Source organism: Cytobacillus oceanisediminis (assembly GCF_004366035.1).
GTDB lineage: Bacteria > Bacillota > Bacilli > Bacillales > Cytobacillaceae > Cytobacillus > Cytobacillus oceanisediminis_C.
Genome location: NZ_SOEE01000007.1, coordinates 64,941 through 84,566 on the forward strand (window position 1 = coordinate 64,941; position 19,626 = coordinate 84,566).

Sequence of the window (19,626 nt, forward strand, 5' to 3'; positions counted from 1 at the left end):
TGATTCATAATGAAAAGTTGTGAGTCCTTATTAGAATAATTTCAGTTCTGGTGGAAAGGCGTCTTTTTTATTTATCTATCAAAAATGGAATGAATATTTTATTAAAATACGATTAGCTCAAAGGTCTTAGGGGAAATAAACACATACAAGCTATAAGCTGATTAAGGGAGGAGTAGTAAAATGCATAAGGTTATTCAATTTGGCAAGAAGCTCGGAAAGGAATTTAAGAAAGATCGGGCAACCGGGCTTGCAGCCGAACAAGCCTATTATTATATGCTCTCCATTTTTCCTTTGTTAATTCTGCTTATCTCTATTGTTCCATATCTTTCACTGGATCCTCAAAAAGCATTATCATACTTGCAGAGTGTAATGCCGTCAGATTCATTTAATGTTGTTGAAGATAATGTAGTGGATATCATTACCAAGCCGAACGGCGGCCTGCTGACGTTCGGTATCATAGGTACTTTATGGTCCGCTTCTAATGGAATGCAGGCTTTCATAAGAGCCATGAATGACGCCTTTGATGTGGAGGAGACGAGGTCATTTATAAAATCCAGACTAATATCCATAGGTTTGACTCTTGGTTTGCTCGCAGCATTCATCATTGCTATGGTTCTTCCCGTGTTCGGAAAAGTCATCATGAACTTTGTTGAGAATTTTATTAATATACCTGATGGGATGCAGATCCTGATCAATGTATTGAGATGGGCCATTGCTTTTGTAATCATGGTTACAGTCCTGGCTATTCTTTATAAGGTGGCACCGAATAAACATTTTCCTTTCAAACAGGTCTTGCCAGGTGCAATAGCCGCAACAGTTATGTGGCAGCTTATATCATTTGGATTGTCCTTTTATGTAAGCAATTTTGGGAATTATTCCGCCACATACGGAAGCCTAGGCGGAGTCATTGTATTGATGCTATGGTTCTTTTTAACCGGACTTGCCCTTGTTATTGGCGGGGAAATCAGTGCTCTCTATCACAGAAATAATACATTCAAGCCTGGCAGAGGAAAGAAAGATGACAAAGATAATTCCAAGGTGCAAACAGATGCAGAAGCATATCGTACACTTTCAATAAAATAGGAAAAAATAAAACGAGGGCTCAGCCCTCGTTTTATTTGATGTGGTGGATAAAAGGTATTTTGATGGTCCACCATTTCTTTATTTTCTTCGGTGTTTCTTTTACAGCGGAAATCGTATTATTAAAGGTCTGTTTCTTATAATTGATATCTCTTTGAATTTCTTTCTGGGTTGCTGTCAGTTCATCAACCCCATTTTTTAATTGATCTGCTTTTAGCTGCATAACAGTGCTTATAGCTGTCAGTTTCTTAATTGCCGGTTTGGCATCCTTGTATGCTTTAAAAGCATAGAAGCCCAGAAAGATCAGGGATGCTGCAATAAGAATCAAACTTGCATATACAATGAACATTGTGACCTGCCTCCTCATGCTGGTTTTTAAGAAAATTTTCAAACTTCGATTACTCCTGGCTCCGGCCCCTTCCCCCTCGAGTTTTCGGGGGTAACCAAGGCACTTTGCTTTCCTTATTGTTTACCCATTACAAAAAAAAATTAACATTAAACCCCTGTAACCAACTTTAAGATAAAGGGGAATACTCAGAATAAATTAAAGAATTGACCTTCATATATGAGTTTGCTAGAATTGTTTTCATTATATTAATATATAATTTTATTGGGCAGGACATTGATCAATTGATGTGCTGTGGCAATAGATTTTACCTGTATATGTTCAGAGATAGGGTCTGAGCGTTTCTACCGGGCTGCCGTAAATAGCTTGACTACAGGGGATATAGCTTGTTCGAATCGGCATGCTATTTTCTTCTGTTTCTTATGGCAGCTTCGCATATTGCGGAGCTTTTTTTATTGGTTACTAAATAAGGAGGGAATGGCATGTCATCTTTTTTCCGGTTTCATGAAAGAGAAACATCATATAAACAGGAAACAATCGCAGGTTTAACGACATTTTTATCAATGGCATATATATTAATTGTAAATCCAATTATACTTAGCCAGGCTGGAATGGATAAAGGAGCTGTCTTTACGGCTACTGCACTGTCGGCAATTATTGGCTCTTTATTAATTGGCTTGCTGTCCAATTATCCAATTGGGATTGCACCAAGCATGGGACTCAATTCTTTCTTCACTTTTTCTGTCTGCATCGGGATGGGCATTCCATGGCAAACGGCTTTAACTGGTGTATTTGTTTCAGGGATTTTATTTGTGATTTTAAGCTTATTAAAAATACGGGAAAAAATTATTAACATTATACCCAAGGATTTAAAGCATGCAATAGCAGGGGGCATTGGCTTTTTTATTGCTTTTATCGGATTGAAAAATGCCGGTCTGATTGTAGGAAATGAGGCGACATTTGTTGCAATTGGCGATTTTAAATCCCCAGTCACACTGCTTGCAGTTTTCTGTTTTATCTTAACAATCGTTTTAATGGTAAGGGGAGTTAAAGGTGCCATTTTCTATGGTATGGTCATTTCAGCTGCTGCTGGAATGTTAATTGGCCTTATCGATAAACCGGAAAAAATTGTTGGGGCCATTCCGAGCCTTGAACCGACATTTGGTGAAGTTTTTCTGAATATTGATCAAATCTTTACGCCGGAAATGCTGGCAGTCATATTCACTTTCTTATTTGTTGCCTTTTTTGATACGGCTGGAGCCTTAATCGCCATTGCAAGCCAGGCGGGATTGATGAAGAATAATGAAATCCCTAATGCTGGAAAAGCGCTTCTGGCAGATTCAAGTGCTACTGTAGTCGGTTCGGTGCTTGGAACTTCTACAACTGCCTCCATGATTGAGTCCAGTTCAGGGATTGCGGCCGGAGGAAGGACAGGATTCACTTCTGTTATCATCTCTGCATGCTTCGCTATTGCATTATTCTTTTCTCCATTGCTCGGTGTAATTACCGCCGAAGTTACGTCTCCGGCACTTATCATTGTCGGAGCACTGATGGCTATGGAAGTTAAACATATCGATTGGGGAAAATTAGAAATTGCTATTCCGGCATTTGTAACGATCTTAATGATGCCCCTGACTTTCAGTGTAGCAACGGGGATTGCACTTGGCTTCATCTTATACCCAATCACAATGCTGGCATTGAAAAGGCCAAAAGAAATTCATCCAATAATGTATGGACTATGTATTGCATTTATGGGGTATTTTGTTTATCTTGCATAAGGAAGAGGGCTGCCTGTATACTCAGGCAGCCTTTTTGTGAATCCTATAATTGCTTTGAAAAAATGGCTTTCTGCTGGATATCATTAAATGTTTGACTCCACTCCTTTAGTCTAAATTAAAAGAAAACAATAAAAATTAAAAAATCATTGAACAATAAGCCAAAGTAATACATAATATATATGAGCATATATTCATATAAGGAGTGGAACGAATGGGACACAGTCATGGTCACGGACATGGGCATTCACATGATCACCATCACACAGGCAATAAAAAGGCTTTAATGTGGGCATTTATTTTGATTGCTTCATTTATGATTGTAGAAGTAATTGGAGGAGTATGGACTAACAGCCTTGCACTGCTATCGGATGCTGGACACATGCTGAGTGATGCAGCTGCGCTTGGCTTAAGTTTTCTGGCAATCAAAATAGGGGAAAAAAAGGCGACAAATTCAAAAACATTTGGCTATAAACGATTTGAAATTATTGCTGCTTCAATTAATGGAATTACACTGCTCTTGATTTCTCTCTATATTTTCTATGAAGCCTACAGCCGCATTCTTGAGCCGCCGGCTGTTCAAAGTATGGGAATGCTGGTGATTTCATCAATCGGGCTGCTCGTAAATATCGCAGCGGCATTTATTTTAATGAGTGGGGATAAGGACCATAACTTAAATGTTAGGAGCGCTTTTCTGCATGTTCTTGGTGACTTGCTTGGTTCTGTTGGAGCTATAACAGCTGCGCTTCTAATTTATTTCTTCGGCTGGGGCATTGCGGACCCCATTGCCAGTTTAATGGTAGCAGTTCTCATCCTTATAAGCGGATGGAGGGTGGTAAAAGAGTCTTTTCATATTTTAATGGAAGGGACACCTTCCCACCTGAACCCTGAGGATATTAGAAAGAAACTCCTTGGCCTAGCACATGTAAAAGATGTTCATGATCTTCATATTTGGACGATTACTTCAGGTTTTCCTTCTCTTAGCTGTCATCTTGTGATTGAACATGATGGCGGTCACGATGCAGTACTTCATGCGGCGCAATCGGTACTGCATGATGAATATGGCATTGAGCATAGCACAATTCAAGTGGAAGGAGAAAGAAAAGGCTGCCCCGGCCAAAATGAAAGCTGCAATTAATAGGGGCCAAAGTTCATGAATGCTGGCTATGTTCGATTGCCTGGTTCAATAAACTAATGACGTGTTCATCATCATGGCTGTAGAAAAGAGTGGTTCCTTCACGGCGGAATTTTACCAGCCTCAGGTTTTTCAAAAAGCGCAGCTGGTGAGAAACCGTAGACTGAAGCAGTGATAAATTTTCGGCAATCTCATTTACCGAATACTCCCCGTGAAATAATAAATGAAGAATTCTAAGCCTGGTTGGATCTGATAATGCTTTGAATGTCTGGGAAACCATGAATAAGGTTTCTTCATCCAGATCGGCTGGGTTCTGCGCGTTTTCTTCTGTCATTTTGTTCACCTCTGCCTTCCATTATAATTCTGTTCTGAATAAAACGAAACCGCAGAGGTGTTCCCTCTGCGGTTTTAACATATTATTTTTTCTTTCTGACTTCCTGGTGAATTTCATCAACCAGTTTTTTCATTTCTGCATGGATTTGTTCCTTTTCCAGTTTCAGTTCCTTTTTTATTTCAGGCATTGATTTTCCTTGTTCCTTCATTTGAATTATTTCGCCCAGATCCTTATTTGCCGCCTTTGCCATTGCTGCACCTGAAATAAGGTAACGAAGAGGGACTCCTTTGTCAAGATACCCCTGCAGCACTTGAGGGGACTTTCCGGAATACTCGGAGACCTTTTGCAGAACAACTTGTTTATTGGTTTCCAGGAACTTATCCATGTGATGCTGGTGCTTTTTTATTTTCTCTAAATCCACTCCATACTGCTGTGCTGTTTTTTCCCAGGAAGAGTTATTTTTTTTATAAAATGCCAATATGTCCCCAACCTGTTTATTTGAAAACTTTGCAATGTGGGCAGCTATGAAGATTTCCTTTTTGGTGAATCCTTGTTCCAGAAGGGACTTCATTAGGGATTCGTCAATCATTCTGTGATGGTGTTCATGCTTCTGCTCTTGTGCCGGTGATTGCCCCTTTGGTGCTGTTTCGGCGTTAACGGATAAAGCCGCCCCCATTAAAATAATGGAAAAAGACAATACTAATAGTAATTTTTTATTCATGCTGCACTGCACTCCTTTCAAAATTATAATTCGTATATAGCATTTCCCAAGATATAGCGAAAGCATAAATAAATTTGGTTATCTTTTTCACGAAAACGTTAAGGACAGATATATTCATTGAAAAAAAACACTCATTTCGATTACATTAAGAAAAGAAGACTGTTCGAGGACGGTGATGGGAAAATGAAAATACTTGTTGTGGAAGATAATGAAAGTGTCTGTTCAATGCTTGAGATGTTCTTTATGAAAGAAGGGTACCAGGGTGTCTTTGTACACGATGGGCAGCAGGGGTTTGAGCATTTTAATAAAGAAAGATGGGACCTGCTTATTGTTGATTGGATGCTTCCTATTATGGATGGAGTGACTCTCTGCCGTAAAGTAAGGGAATTGAGCAAAGTCCCGATCATTATGCTGACGGCTAAAGATAGCGAGTCCGATCAGGTTCTGGGCCTTGAAATGGGTGCTGATGATTATGTGACTAAGCCATTCAGTCCGCTGACGCTAATGGCTAGGATCAAAGCGGTGACACGCAGGTTTCAGGCTGAAGCAGGATCAGTGGATGAATCCCACTATGTTGCCAGTGAATACTTCAAAATCAGCAAAGAATCCAGAGAGGCCTATTATAATGGGCAGCTTCTCAAGAATTTGACCCCAAAGGAATTTGACTTGCTGTATTATCTTGTAAAACATCCGAAACAGGTTTTTACAAGAGAGCAGCTGCTTGATAGTGTATGGGGTTATCAGTTTTATGGAGATGAAAGAACGGTAGATGTACATATTAAAAGGCTCAGGAAAAAAATAGGTACAGATGAGCAGCCTTTTATCCATACAGTATGGGGTGTGGGCTATAAATTTGATGAAACGGCAGCAGACAATGAAAGTTAAATATTTTTATCAGCTGCTGATAAGTCATGTCAGCATCCTTATTCTGGCATTTCTGTTATTAAGCCTTCTTTTCTCCCAGTTTGTTGAGAGTTATATTTTTGAGAATAAAGTGGCAGAGCTTGATTCCTATGGCGAACAGATCCTGACTGATTTAACAGTCAGGATAGAGGGTGATGAACAATTTTTAACAGAATACAGCCAGCTGCTTGATGCAAGGAATATAAAATACATACTCTTTGACCATAAAGGGAGGGTCTTATATCCCGACCTTAAATCAGATCCGATGATTCAGCTGACCAAATCTGAGTGGGCTGAAATTTCGAAAGGAAATAAAGTAACTGTAAAGCATGATATAGAACGCTTCGGCCAGGAGGTAACATTGGTTGCCATGCCTTATATGCAGGGGGGCAATCTGGTTGGCGGAGTTTTGCTTCTGTCACCTATAACTGGAGCAATGGAGGTTGTCAGCCAATTAAATCGATTTTTGCTATATACCATCTTTATTTCACTCTCTGCGACCATTCTGTTAAGCCTGGTTCTCTCTAAAAATCTAATCAAGAGGATAACGGATCTCAGGAATGCTGCCTCTATGATTTCTTCCGGGAACTATGATGTGAATGTACCATACACTTATATGGATGAAATCGGTGAATTGACTAAAGACTTTAACGATATGGCAGCCAGATTGAAGGAATCTAATGAAGAAATTAAAAGACTGGAGAATAGAAGGAGGAAATTCATTGCTGATGTCTCGCACGAGCTGAGGACTCCTTTGACCACCATCAGCGGCTTGGCTGAAGGCATTAAAGGCGGGCTGATTCCGGAAGCGGAAAAAGAAAAAGGGATGATCCTGATTGACAGGGAAGCAAAGAGACTTATTCGTTTGGTAAACGAAAATCTGGATTATGAAAAGATCCGGTCCAATCAGCTGCAGCTGAATAAAATGGATATTGATCTTCTGGAAGCATTTGAAATAGTTAAGGAACAGCTGGAATTTCAGGCAGGGGAAAAAGGAAACAGGATATATCTTGAGGCAGAAGAAGGAGTTTCAGTTCATGCAGATTATGACCGGCTAATTCAAATTTTGGTTAATATTGTTAAGAATAGCATTCAATTCACCTATCAAGGCTCCATATTTTTAAGAGGACAAGAAGATCCTGATCAAACAGTGATTGAAATAGAGGACACGGGCATAGGCATCGATCCTCAAGAAATCGAGTCTATCTGGCTGCGTTTTTATAAAGCGGATCTATCCAGGACCAACCATTCCTTTGGTGAATTTGGCATTGGGCTTTCCATTGTTAAACAGCTTGTTCAGCTGCACAGCGGAGAGATTGCTGTCAGCAGTGAAAAAGAGAAAGGGACTAAATTTACGATTAAGCTTCCTCGGAAAACAGCATCTTCGCAATAAGGAAAAAAAAGGAACAGCCCTCTGACAGGCTGTTCCTTTTAATCATTTATGATAATACCTCTGTTTCTGTAAAAGGCACTTCTTTTGTGGGTGCCGACTCTTCTGTTTCTGGTACTGCAGTTACTTCAATATACTTAATATGGTGCTCTTCCATATCCAGGATTGTAAACCGGTAATTTTCATGTTCGATCATATCGCCTTGTTTGGCTTCGTAATTTTCTGTCAAAATCCAGCCGCCGATGGTATCGATATCTTCATCATTGATGTTTGTTCCCAGCAAGTCATTAACTTCGCTGACAAGAACTTTTGAATCAATAATATATTGGCCTTCTTGCGTCTTTCTGACCATGGGCACCTCATCCATGTCGAATTCATCACGGATCTCACCCACAATTTCTTCAATGATATCCTCAACAGTGACTAACCCTGAGGTACCGCCGTATTCATCCATTAAGATTGCCATGTGAATTCGTTCTTTCTGCATTTTTAGCAGCAGCTCATGAATAGGTATGCTGTCAATGACCCTGATAATGGGACGAATGTAAGATTCAAGGGTGCTTGATGATAATTCCCTGTTCATAATGAGATCTGTCATGACTTCTTTAATATTGACCATGCCAATGATATGATCCTTATCTCCATCTATAATGGGATAGCGAGTGAATTTCTCTTCCTGAACGATTTGCAGGAAGTCTTCAAGTGTATCATCTTTTGAGAGAGAAACAATTTCTGTACGCGGAACCATTATTTCTTTGGCGATACGATTATCAAACTCAAAGATTTTATTTACATACTTAAACTCAGATTGGTTGATTTCGCCGCTTTCATAGCTTTCCGATAAAATAATGCGAAGTTCTTCTTCAGAATGTGCCAATTCGTGTTCAGAAGCAGGCTTTAATCCAAACATGCTGGTCAATAGGCGGGCAGAACCATTTAGCGCCCAAATAATCGGATACATAACCCGGTAAAACCAGATTAAAGGACGTGTTGTTAACAGTGTAACCGCTTCTGCCTTTTGTATCGCCAGAGTCTTTGGAGCCAATTCCCCCACAACTACGTGCAGGAAGGTAATAAAAGCAAAAGCAATGCTGAAGGAGATAACATGCGAAATGGAAGATGGCAATCCGAAACTATTGATCACTGGCCGCAGCAGGTGTTCAATTGTCGGTTCACCCAGCCAGCCAAGACCCAGGGCTGTAATGGTAATTCCCAGCTGGCAGGCTGAAAGGTATTCATCCAAATTCGATATGACTTTCTTCGCAGCAATTGCATTTTTATTACCTTCTTCAATTAGCTGATCAATCCTGGAACTTCGTATTTTAACAATGGCAAATTCCGATGTAACGAAAAAAGCCGTTAAAGCAATTAAAATGGCTATAAAAACCAAGTTTAATATGTCCAAATAAGTTCCCCTTATCCCGCCTAAACGGGCAGGGTGTCACCTCCTGATTTTGTGAAAAATGGGATCAGCTGGTTAAGTCTGAAAGGGAACGGAGCAATGCAGTGCTTTCAATAGTCAGCTTCTTGGAAAAGCCATCTTTCTGTTCATCATCCAGTGTATTAATAAGCGGCATGAGAACAGCTATTTCTTGATGAAGCTGTTTAATCTGCAATGTGACTGCGTTAATATGCTTTTCAACTTCCCCTGTCTGAATCTCCCTTTTCGTTTTCATTTCTAGTTTTCTCTTAATCTCTTCAAGCGGAAGATGCAGCAGTTTGCATTCCTCAATAAATCTTAAATCAGACAATACTTCTTCTGAATATATGCGATAATTTGATTTTGAGCGTTTCGCTTTTATTAGGCCAATGCTAGTGTAGTAATCTATAGTTCTTTTAGAAACATTAGCAATATTGGCTAATTCGCCGATACGATAGTAAGCCCCATCATATCACCTCTGTTTTGAATACTTATATCCCATGAAAGTGCTTTACATCAAGAGATATAGTTAGAATCAATTATACGTTAGCACAAACCATACAGTCAAACGTAGTAGTTTGGAAAAAAGGGTTATATTTATTTTATGAAATTATGCATAAAATATGAAGTGAAAAGATTCGGAAAAATTAAATTTTTTTAGTGCCCAAAAGAGCCATATAGACTTATTCAATCTGAAGGTAAGGCAGCTTTCTGACAGGCAGAGGACTATATCAGCATTTGCAGCCGGATGGCAAACAAAAACCAAGAGCAAAAAAAACGCTCCCGGTCATTTCAAATAAAGGTCATATTTTCACAACTTCAATATAGGAAATATGATGCCCTTCCATTTCCTTAATAATAAATCTGAATCCTTCTTCTTCGATAAAGTCTCCTTGAGCGATATCATACTTCTGCGTCATTATCCAGCCTCCGATGGTGTCTACATCATCATCAGATAATGATGTTCCAAGAAGATCATTTGCCTCTGAAATCAGCAGCTTTGCATCCAGGATATAATGATTTTCTCCTGACTTTTGAATAAACGGAAGTTCGTCGGCATCGAATTCGTCTCGAATTTCACCTACTATTTCTTCGAGAATATCTTCAACTGTGACCACTCCAGCTGTTCCGCCGTACTCATCAAGGAGAATTGCCATATGGAAACGCTCTTTTTGCATTCTTAGGAGCAAATCGTGAATGGGTATGGTTTCAATCACCCTGATGACAGGTTTAATATATTGCCGTAAAGGATGTTTGCCTTCGCATTTTTTTCTAACGCAGTCAGTTAAGATTTCCTTTACATTAATAATCCCGAGAATATTATCTTTATCACCCGCCGTAACAGGATATCTGGTGTATCGCTCATTCAATATGAGGTCCAGGGTTTCTGCCAATGATGAATCTTCCGAAAGGGTAACGATCTCGGTTCGAGGAACCATTATCTCTTTAGCAATTCTATTGTCAAACTCAAAAATTCGATCTACATACTGATATTCTGATGGATTGATTTCTCCGCTCTTTAAGCTTTCAGATAGGATAATCCGAAGCTCTTCCTCTGAATGGGCCATTTCACTTTCCGATACAGGCTTCAGTCCAAATAATCCTGTAATAATTCTTGCTGAACCATTTAAAATCCAAATAAATGGATACATAATCCTGTAAAATAATATTAATGGTTTTGAAAAAGATAACGTTATTGCCTCTGCTTTCTGTATGGCAATGGTTTTTGGAGCCAGTTCTCCAATAACCACATGGAGAAATGTCACAACAGAAAAAGCAATGACAAAAGAGAGGATATGAGTTATGGAAGCCTGTAAGTTAATGCTTTCAAATACGGGATGGAGCAGCCTCTCAATAGTCGGTTCACCAAGCCAGCCGAGGCCCAGTGCTGTAATCGTAATCCCAAGCTGACAGGCAGATAAGTATTCATCCAGACTGCTTATAACTTGTTTTGCTGAACGGGCTTTAGCATTTCCCTCCATAATAAGCTGGTCAATTCGTGAAGTCCTTACTTTAACAATGGCAAATTCAGATGCAACAAAAAAAGCAGTTAATGCAATTAAGAAAATTAATAAAAATAGGTTAAGGGTGATCATATAAAACCCTTACACGATATGTAAGGGGCCGGCACCTCCTTTATTATAAGTACTTTTCCCTTATTCATGAATTTTACAGATAAACCAGGAATAAAGGATTTCCTTAATAAGAAATTACCCTTAATTAGGAGGAAGGTAACCGGTAAATAATAAAAAAGCCTGATGGCAGGCTTTTTCGAAAGATAAAGATATAAGTTCTGAAGTTAGATAACTGTCTAGCTCCAGGCGTCATCCGGTTTTATTTAATAACTCCATTCTCTTGCCAGAAGTCCATATACGGCAAGGTCGTGATATCGATTATAAAGGTACTCTCCATCCCGGATGATTCCTTCTTGACGAAAGCCGAGCCTCTCCGGTATCGCACGGCTTTTTCCATTTCTGATCCCGCAGCGTATTTCGATTCTGTTCAGTCTTAAATCAAAGAAAGCATGATTAATCATGGCTTGCACACTTCGTGTCATAATTCCGCTTCCCTCAAAATCTTTTGCAAGGTAATATCCAATGCTGGTTTGTCTGTTATTCCAGTCGATCTGGTGAAAACCAATAGAGCCTGAAAGCTTTCCCTGATAACGGATTCCTGCATTAAAGCCGTTGTTATCGGCAAACTGTTTCAGCCATATTGGAATAATAGAGTGATACTGTACAGGTGAAGCCATATTATCTACCCATGGGAGCCATTCTCTTAAATGACTGCGGTTGCTGTCCACCAGGTTGAAAAGCTCTTCTGAATGATGCAGCTGGAATAATTGCAATTCTATATCTTCATCTGCTTTTAAGGAAAACATGGGACCATCTCCTCCAATAATCTGTAAATATATTAATAATAATCTGAAATTGAATAAAAATATATATTTTGGTTCAAAATTATGTAAGCTATTAAGCCAGGAATAAGAAAAAGCTGCTCCTCAATTGGGAGTCAGCCTTTGACTTTTGCCTGTTTTTCAGTTGGCAGGATTATGCTGAAAACGGTCCAATCCGACTCTGTATCACAGGTAAGAGTCCCTTGATGTTTTTCAATTATCTCTCTGCATACAAATAAACCAAGCCCTGTTCCAAGTGTTTTTGTTGTAACAAATGGTTCGAAAATGGAACTGACGAGATGCTCTGGAATTCTCGGCCCATTGTTGGCAATATCTAGTTTTATGTGTCCTTCTGGAGTCCATTTGCTTTTAATATGAATGACTGGGTCGCTGCGGTACTGAGTAAGCACATCAATGGCATTGAAAATAATATTAATGAATACTTGACGGATTTCATCAGCATAGCCATTCAAATATATATCTTTGTTCATATCCTGAAGAATCTTAACCTTTCCATCCAGGATACTGGGATATAGAAATATCAGGACTTCATCTATTAATTCATTTAGAGAGAAAGTGATTTTCTCTTTTCCGATCAGTTCCTTTTTAGAGAGGAGCAAAAATTGTGAAATTCTAAAATTCAGCTGCTCCAGTTCATTTGAAATGATATCCAAATATTTCATGGTAGGATTTTCGGATTTTAACAGCTGGATAAACCCCTGTACAGATGTAAGCGGATTTCTGAATTCATGAATAAAGCTGGAAGTCATCTGGCCCAGCAGAGTCAATCTATCTTTATGGGTGGAATCGATAAATTGTGTCTTTTCCTTAATAATCTGATCTTTGGCATCCGTATATCTGGATACAGCGTGATATAAGAATTTATCGAAGCAATAACCGATTTTTTCGTACAGGCTCTGAAGTTCATGAAAATGTATTTCGGAACGATTCAATATATCGAGAAAGATTGTTCTTCCCAAGTTGACATTATAAACAAAGTCTCCGATATTAATTTCTGCTTTCACTCGCTGCTCAGCGACAGAGTAGGCCAGCTTCTGAATATATTCTTCAAGTTCATCGCCGTCTTTTATCAGAAATTGAATAATCAATTGGAACATGGCGGTGCCATTATCTTTGATTTTATCTTTAAAAGGATCATCCTTATTAATAAGGATTTTTTCATTCCATTCACTTAAAAGGTTTTCTTTCTCCGTTAGCAGAAGTTCCAATATAGCCTTATTTGTTTCAATCGTCATTTTACCCTCCACTTTTTCACATTAAAACAGTTATCCCATAGATTTCGATAGATTACAGCAAAATCCTCTGTTAATTTAATGGAAAATAACAGTAATTTTACCCTATGGATTATGGCTGTACTTGTGACAAAAAGCACACTCGTTTTTTTAGGAGAATTGATATATTTAAAGAACAAGGCAGTTTTTTATTTGTAAAATTGTCACTATTTCTTTTATAATATAGAAACAGGTGTAAATTTACACCAACAACAAAAAGGGAATGAAGCTGCATTGACTAGAGATGAAATTATACTGAAAGTTTCAGATAAGATCCGTCTTATCCGTACAGAGGCAGGATATACACAGGATAAGATGGCGGAAATTATTGGTGTTTCAAAGAAGACCCTGGTTCAAATTGAGAAAGGGCGGGCAGAAGCAGGATGGTCGACTGTGGTGGCTGTTTGTGCCTTATTCAGGGAAACGGAAACAGTCAGGTTTCTGTTTGGAAACGAACCCCTTGAAGTTCTGGAGACAATTGCTAGAGAGGGAATCGATTATAGGAAAGAAAAGACTCTTGGCGGAAAGCTCTGGTGGCGGGAATTGAAGAGAAGCAACGGTTTGATCCTTCAGCAGAATATCATCAGCCAGCATTACAGGATTATTGATCAGGACCATTTTAGAATTTACAGCAGTTTCGATGAAGCATCTTCTAAGGAACGGTTTGAGGAGCTGGCTGCAGAAAATAAAGGTCTTCAATAATAGGTTTATTCTATTAATATAAAAAGCAGCCGCCGGGCTGCTTTCCTGTTTTAAGGGATTTGCGGATTTTCCTTATCTTTAGCTATAAGCACAGGGCAAGGAGCATTTTTGGCAATTTTTGTGCTGGTGCTCCCAAGGAACATCTTTTTAATTCCGCCTTTGCCTGAGCTGCCCACTATAATTAAATCGGCATTTTCGACAGCAGCATATTCAGATATGCTGTCAGCGGGACTTCCTTCTATAACATCGAACTTTACATTAATGTTATATGGCTCAAGTATTTCCCTTGCATTAAAAAAAGTATTGTCAACACTATGTTTCACTTTTGCGTGAGTCGTGGCAGAGGATTCATCATGATATACCGGCAGGGGCGGTATTTGAATTCCTTCCAGCAGATACCCATTTGTCCTTACAGGCTCTATTGCCTTCTCATTGCTTATGGGAACATTTTCAATTGTCTCCTCAAAGACTTGTGTAATCAGAAGCTGGGCTTCAGGGTGCTGCTTAACCAATTCGATCGCCATATATAAAGCCTGTCTGCTTCCATCTGTATCATCATAACCTACTACAATTTTTTTAAAGAACATACTAGTTCACCCCTTCTTAAGGTAAGGAAACTTATTGGACATATACCCTTTATTGCAAGAAGCCAATCATTGAGAAATCAAATGGCTCCTGAAAAATTTGTGCATACCCCCATAAAAAACGATATTGCTTCGTAGACTATTAATAAAAATGAGGCAAACTCATATGGAATGCTATGAAGCAGTCCAGTTCCAAGCGTCTGCAAAAATTCCATTTTATCAAAAAGCATTCGGCCTACGATTGCTTTTTTTCATTGATGCCGGGTTTGGGAGATTTGCCGGCTTTTAAACTGGATTATAAATACCAGGTCTTACAGACTAAAAAGAAAATGTACAAAAGATGATAAAAAATTTGATTTTTTGGGTATATGTATATGTCTGGAAGAATTATAGTTTTTAGCTGGGAACAAAATACTATATGAAAACATATTCTTTGCAGGTATGCTGATATCGTTATAGCCTGAAGGTGACGTTAAACTGGCAAAATGATATTCAGCAAGAGATATTGGAGGAAATATGAGAAAGAGAACTTCTGTTATTAAAAAGTTTCAGTCAACTTGGAAAAAGCTGCACCTGACACAGGTAGCCATATTGCTTGCATCTACATTAGTCTTGGCTTTCTTAAGCTTCGTATATTTTTCATACAAGGATGCGGATATAAGTGCACTTGAAGCAGGGCTTGCACAATCTACAGTCATTTATGACGCTGATGAGGAAGTAGCCAGCAAGATTTCTGCAAACAAAAATGAAGGCATTTCAATCGATCAAATTCCTGATCATATGAAGAATGCGGTTATTGCCATTGAAGACCATCGTTTTTATGAACATGGAGGAATCGATTTAAAAGGTATAGGCAGAGCCTTTTTTACAAACCTGAAGGCTGGCGGAATTGTTGAGGGTGGCAGTACGCTTACTCAGCAGCTGACTAAAAACGCCTTATTGTCTTCAGAGAAAACATATAAAAGGAAGCTGGAAGAATTCTTCCTTGCGCTTGAGATAGAAAAGGAATACAGCAAAGATGAAATTCTTCAGATGTATTTAAACCAGGTTTATTTTGGAGAAGGCGCCTGGGGGATAAAGCGTGCAGCAATGAAATACTATGCAAAGGATGTTGAGGATCTCTCAATTAGCGAAGCAGCACTGCTTGCAGGGCTGGTTAAAGCCCCTTCTGCGATAAATCCTTACCAAAATGAAGAAATAGCAATTGAAAGAAGAAATCTCGTGCTTGATCGCATGAAGGAACACAGCTTTATTTCAGAAAAGGAATGGGAAAAAGCTAAGAATGAAAAGCTTGTTTTTGAAGACGGCGGGGGAGATCCCCTTAAAGGGAAGTACCCTTACTATGTAGATGTGGTTCTTGAAGAAGCTATTAATAAGTATAATATTTCCCTTGATGATCTTCTTAGCAACGGTTATCAAATATACACAGAGCTTGATCAGGATATGCAGGGCAGTGTAGAAGAAACCTACAAAAATGATCAATTATTCCCTAAAGGTACGGGGGAACAGCCAGTGCAAAGCGGAGCCATACTTCTGGATCCCCACAATGGCGGAATCCGTGCTCTTGCAGGGGGAAGAGGTGAACACACCCTTCTGGGACATAACCGCGCTGTCCATAAAGTAGGCCAGCCTGGCTCGACAATGAAGCCGATTGTACCATACGCAGCTGCACTGGAAGCGGGTTGGGGAATTACTGATGAACTTAAAGATGAGAGAATGACATTTGGCGAAGATTATGAGCCGAATAACTATAATGGCCAGTTCCGGGGAAATGTGCCGATGTATGAAGCGGTCAAGGATTCTTTGAATGTTCCTGCTGTATGGCTTTTGGATGAGATCGGTGTGGAAAAAGGGGTGGATGCCGCAAAGCGGTTTGGCATACCTGAAGCTGCCATCAATCAAAATCTGGCACTCGCCCTTGGGGGTACAAATGAAGGAGTTTCACCGCTAACCATGGCACAGGCATATGCTGTGTTTGCAAATGGCGGTGAAAGGCCGGAAGCCCATTCCATTACAAAAATAGTTGATAAAGATGGAGAGACAGTTGCTGAATGGAAAGGTGAAAACAAGAGAGTCATTTCAAAGGATGTTGCAGATAAAGTGACAACCATGCTTCTTGGGGTAGTTCAGCATGGTACAGGGAAGGCTGCCCAAATACCCGGCAGAGAAGTTGCGGGGAAAACTGGAAGTACACAAATGACCATTGAAGGCATAGATGGCGTTAAAGACCAATGGTTTGTCGGCTATACACCACAGCTGGTAGGTGCTGTGTGGGTTGGCCACGATATGACAGATGCAAAAAACTATCTTACAACCTCTAGCAGTGAAGGCACGGCTCCGATATTCCGGGAAATCATGGCAGAAGCCCTGAAAAACCAGGAAGCAGAATCATTTCATGTCCCTCAAATTGCTGGCCTGATGGAACAGAGGGAAAGGGAGCAGCAAAGAAAAGCATGGGAGGAAAACATAAGAAAAGAAACAGAGAAGGTAAAAGAAAAAATTGAAAAAGAAAAGGAAAAATGGAAAGAGAAATGGAGTAAAGGGAAAGAAAAAGATAAAAAGAAAGAAAAAGATAAAGGTAAAGAAGAATGATTAACAATATACATTTAATGAGTACAGTGAAAAACTGTACTCTTTTTTTAGGGGGTTCTGCATCATGGCAGAATAATTGACACCTTCCGGCAATTAGCGAAAAATCTATCGGAAGGACAATAAGTGAAGCTGAATGGTGACACCTGAACATCCAATTTTTGCAGGCAAAAATACCATAACCTTTCAATTGTAGGATTGGCATCAGAATTCTGACGTATATGATTTTCGGCATTTCACATTGGTGGGAAAAGACGGAACCTGGGATGTGGCGGAAAGAAATTACCAGTGAGGGTCCATTAAATATAAACGTAAAAAGCTGCTGCTGGGAGCTGGATTCCGGCTGTTTAAATGGTTGAAGAATCTGGTTTTTATCAGCCATTTAACATAGCTTATAAATAAAAAAAGGCCGGATGGCCTTTTTTAATAGAAATTATTTAGAATAACCAGCTGATTATCGCGCCAATTACCACAATCGCTCCAACTACCATAAAAATTGTACGTATCATTTATCTTCACTCCAATCACTTTGCAATAAAATGGTCATTATAGCTGAAATGTTTCAGCCGAATTAATTAAGCGTTTTTCAGACATACGAAGCACTGAAACATGGTTGCTGCACATTTCTTTGATTTCTTCCAGGTGCTTCTGAACTTCATTTCCTTCTACAATGATTTTTAGGGTCGTTTGCGGCTTCACTGTTAATAGGAAAGACACTAATTTAGACAGGTTTGAGGCATCCACAGCTTTGTGTTTGCTGTAGAGGTATGTAGTGCCTTCAAATTGTTTTGCTCCTTGATAAATTTCAAGCATTTTCTTCATTGTGAACCTATTTTGAACTAAAACATTGGTAGAAATAATTTCTTTCATTTTAATAATCTCCTTTTCAAAAAGTATTTTATATATTAATCGATTAATGATGTGGTTGTACTAGGGATTTACCCATGTAATCTGTACCGTAAACCACCCTGAATCAAAGTGTGAATAATTACCTTTTTTAAGTCGTTAATGATAACCAGGGTTAAGGCACTATCAGTCTCCGGAAGGAGATAAAAACCATCAAAAGCCGCTTAATCAATTGTTTGCCATTATTTAAACTGGTGATATAAACCGTGAAAATGAGGTAAAAGGGATGGAAAAATTCAAAAGAATCTTTCAAAATGCAAATTATGTGAAATTATTCTTCGCTAACTTTACTTCTCAGATGGGCAGCACGATTGGTTTAACTGCATTCATGTTTTATTTGCTTGACCGTTTCTCGGAACAGCCTTTTTATGCTACATTAACTGAATTGATGTTCTCTGTTCCGACTCTGGCGGTGTTTTTTTTAGTTGGAGTGTTTGCGGATAGGATGGATCGCCAGAAAATTGCTTATTATTGTGACTGGATCAGCTCATTATTATCAATTGTACTTTTGCTGACTGTTATCATCGGCTGGATGCCGCTCATATTTGCAGTATTGTTCCTGAGGAGTGCAATCCAGAAATTCTTCTTTCCCGCTGAGCATGCAATGATTCAAGGAATATTGAAAAACGAAGATTATACCACTGCTGCGGGCTTAAACCAGGTTGTGATGAGTCTTTTCATGCTGTTCGGAAATGGCCTTGGTATTTTTGTATACTGGACAATGGGAGTATACGGCGCAATTATGACTGATGCTCTTACCTTTATCATCAGTGCATTATTAATAAGATCCTGCCGTATCCCCGAAGAAGTCCGCCTGCCGAATGGCGGCCATAAACTTAAAGACTTGAATATCGCGCTTGTCTTCAAGGACTTTAATCTTGGAATGAAATATATTCTAAAGCACAGGTTGTTATCTGCTCTGCTTGTTGGTTTCTTCGTTTTCGGAGTGGTAAACGGCGGGTTTTCCATAATGCCAATTTTTATGCTGAAATATAAGCTGGATCCGCACGCCTATGAGGAATATTCAGTCCTGCTTGGAATAACCTTTGGGATTGGCGTTCTGATTGGGAGCGTTGCCGCCTCTTTGCTTGCTCAAAAATTCAAACTTTATCAGCTGATCATTGCGGGATTATTGTTATCCGGGAGTTTCATCATTGCTGCCTCTTTTGCAGAAAGCACGTTCATTTTCCTTTCTCTATTATTTGCTGCAGCATTTGGCCTTCCTTTAGTGAACATTGCCATTGGCGGCTGGATGCCAAGCATTGTTGATCCGAAGATGATGGGAAGGGTACAGGGATGGATAAGCCCGCTGATGATGCTTTCCCAATCCTTAACACTCGGATTTATTGCTGTCAGCTTTCCTGGACTTCTCAAAGTGGAAATGCTTTATTGGATGGTAGGGGGCTGTTTAGCGCTTGTTGGTGTTTTTTACAGCCTTATGCTTCCAGGTTTGACGAAAAAGTCAGAAAAAAGAAGTGAAGCACATTCTTCGGAACAGACTGGTGCAGTATAATGTAATAAAAGACTAAAAGTCCCTATTTTAGGGGCTTTTT

General features: G+C 39.3%; 18 protein-coding genes and 1 riboswitch. Of the genes, 8 read left to right on the forward strand and 10 right to left on the reverse strand.

What is annotated here, in order from left to right; all coding sequences use genetic code 11:
• Window positions 1–180: 180 nt before the first annotated feature.
• Entirely contained in the window at window positions 181–1,083 is a 903-nt protein-coding gene (locus DFO72_RS17910; protein WP_113883496.1) for a YihY/virulence factor BrkB family protein, read from the forward strand.
• Window positions 1,084–1,114: 31 nt separating this feature from the next.
• Here the strand turns inward: DFO72_RS17910 and DFO72_RS17915 are convergent, their stop codons facing one another.
• Complete coding sequence (locus tag DFO72_RS17915) at window positions 1,115–1,429, reverse strand: DUF948 domain-containing protein (protein WP_113883495.1); 315 nt, start codon at window positions 1,427–1,429, stop codon at window positions 1,115–1,117.
• 288 nt (window positions 1,430–1,717) lie between these two features.
• Window positions 1,718–1,819, forward strand: a riboswitch (purine riboswitch).
• Between the two features lie 89 nt (window positions 1,820–1,908).
• Here DFO72_RS17915 and DFO72_RS17920 point away from each other — a divergent pair.
• A complete protein-coding gene (locus DFO72_RS17920) occupies window positions 1,909–3,204 on the forward strand; it encodes an NCS2 family permease (protein ID WP_113883494.1) in 1,296 nt (431 codons plus the stop codon).
• Between the two features lie 211 nt (window positions 3,205–3,415).
• Window positions 3,416–4,339: a cation diffusion facilitator family transporter gene (locus DFO72_RS17925; RefSeq protein WP_113883493.1), complete on the forward strand. Its 924-nt coding sequence runs from the start codon at window positions 3,416–3,418 to the stop codon at window positions 4,337–4,339.
• Between the two features lie 13 nt (window positions 4,340–4,352).
• Here the strand turns inward: DFO72_RS17925 and DFO72_RS17930 are convergent, their stop codons facing one another.
• Window positions 4,353–4,670: an ArsR/SmtB family transcription factor gene (locus DFO72_RS17930; RefSeq protein ID WP_113883492.1), complete on the reverse strand. Its 318-nt coding sequence runs from the start codon at window positions 4,668–4,670 to the stop codon at window positions 4,353–4,355.
• 82 nt (window positions 4,671–4,752) lie between these two features.
• Window positions 4,753–5,391, reverse strand: a complete 639-nt coding sequence (locus DFO72_RS17935) for a hypothetical protein (RefSeq protein WP_113883491.1) — start codon at window positions 5,389–5,391, stop codon at window positions 4,753–4,755.
• Window positions 5,392–5,574: 183 nt separating this feature from the next.
• Between DFO72_RS17935 and DFO72_RS17940 the strand changes: the two genes are divergently transcribed.
• Window positions 5,575–6,276, forward strand: a complete 702-nt coding sequence (locus DFO72_RS17940; protein WP_113883564.1) for a response regulator transcription factor — start codon at window positions 5,575–5,577, stop codon at window positions 6,274–6,276.
• Entirely contained in the window at window positions 6,266–7,687 is a 1,422-nt protein-coding gene (locus tag DFO72_RS17945) for a sensor histidine kinase (RefSeq protein ID WP_113883490.1), read from the forward strand. Before DFO72_RS17940 ends, DFO72_RS17945 begins: the two co-directional genes overlap by 11 nt.
• A gap of 46 nt (window positions 7,688–7,733) precedes the next feature.
• Here the strand turns inward: DFO72_RS17945 and DFO72_RS17950 are convergent, their stop codons facing one another.
• The 5 genes from DFO72_RS17950 to DFO72_RS17970 form a co-directional block, all read right to left on the reverse strand.
• The gene (locus tag DFO72_RS17950) at window positions 7,734–9,089 is read right to left on the reverse strand and encodes a hemolysin family protein (RefSeq protein ID WP_113883489.1); all 1,356 of its coding nucleotides are present in this window, start codon (window positions 9,087–9,089) and stop codon (window positions 7,734–7,736) included.
• Between the two features lie 64 nt (window positions 9,090–9,153).
• Entirely contained in the window at window positions 9,154–9,555 is a 402-nt protein-coding gene (locus DFO72_RS17955; protein WP_113883488.1) for a MerR family transcriptional regulator, read from the reverse strand.
• Window positions 9,556–9,907: 352 nt separating this feature from the next.
• Entirely contained in the window at window positions 9,908–11,200 is a 1,293-nt protein-coding gene (locus tag DFO72_RS17960) for a hemolysin family protein (protein ID WP_113883487.1), read from the reverse strand.
• Between the two features lie 242 nt (window positions 11,201–11,442).
• Entirely contained in the window at window positions 11,443–11,985 is a 543-nt protein-coding gene (locus DFO72_RS17965) for a GNAT family N-acetyltransferase (RefSeq protein WP_113883486.1), read from the reverse strand.
• A 131-nt stretch (window positions 11,986–12,116) separates the two neighbouring features.
• A complete protein-coding gene (locus DFO72_RS17970; RefSeq protein ID WP_113883485.1) occupies window positions 12,117–13,256 on the reverse strand; it encodes a histidine kinase N-terminal domain-containing protein in 1,140 nt (379 codons plus the stop codon).
• A 270-nt stretch (window positions 13,257–13,526) separates the two neighbouring features.
• Between DFO72_RS17970 and DFO72_RS17975 the strand changes: the two genes are divergently transcribed.
• Window positions 13,527–13,994, forward strand: coding sequence for a helix-turn-helix transcriptional regulator (locus tag DFO72_RS17975; protein ID WP_009331481.1), 468 nt, complete (start codon window positions 13,527–13,529; stop codon window positions 13,992–13,994).
• A gap of 50 nt (window positions 13,995–14,044) precedes the next feature.
• Here DFO72_RS17975 and DFO72_RS17980 read toward each other — a convergent pair whose 3' ends face one another.
• Complete coding sequence (locus DFO72_RS17980; RefSeq protein ID WP_113883484.1) at window positions 14,045–14,581, reverse strand: universal stress protein; 537 nt, start codon at window positions 14,579–14,581, stop codon at window positions 14,045–14,047.
• Between the two features lie 513 nt (window positions 14,582–15,094).
• Between DFO72_RS17980 and DFO72_RS17985 the strand changes: the two genes are divergently transcribed.
• Entirely contained in the window at window positions 15,095–17,170 is a 2,076-nt protein-coding gene (locus DFO72_RS17985; RefSeq protein WP_113883483.1) for a transglycosylase domain-containing protein, read from the forward strand.
• A gap of 543 nt (window positions 17,171–17,713) precedes the next feature.
• Here the strand turns inward: DFO72_RS17985 and DFO72_RS17990 are convergent.
• A complete protein-coding gene (locus tag DFO72_RS17990; protein ID WP_113883482.1) occupies window positions 17,714–18,037 on the reverse strand; it encodes an HPr family phosphocarrier protein in 324 nt (107 codons plus the stop codon).
• Between the two features lie 262 nt (window positions 18,038–18,299).
• On the opposite strand from DFO72_RS17990, the gene DFO72_RS17995 reads away from it, so the two are divergent.
• Entirely contained in the window at window positions 18,300–19,586 is a 1,287-nt protein-coding gene (locus tag DFO72_RS17995) for an MFS transporter (RefSeq protein ID WP_113883481.1), read from the forward strand.
• Window positions 19,587–19,626 lie beyond the last annotated feature (40 nt).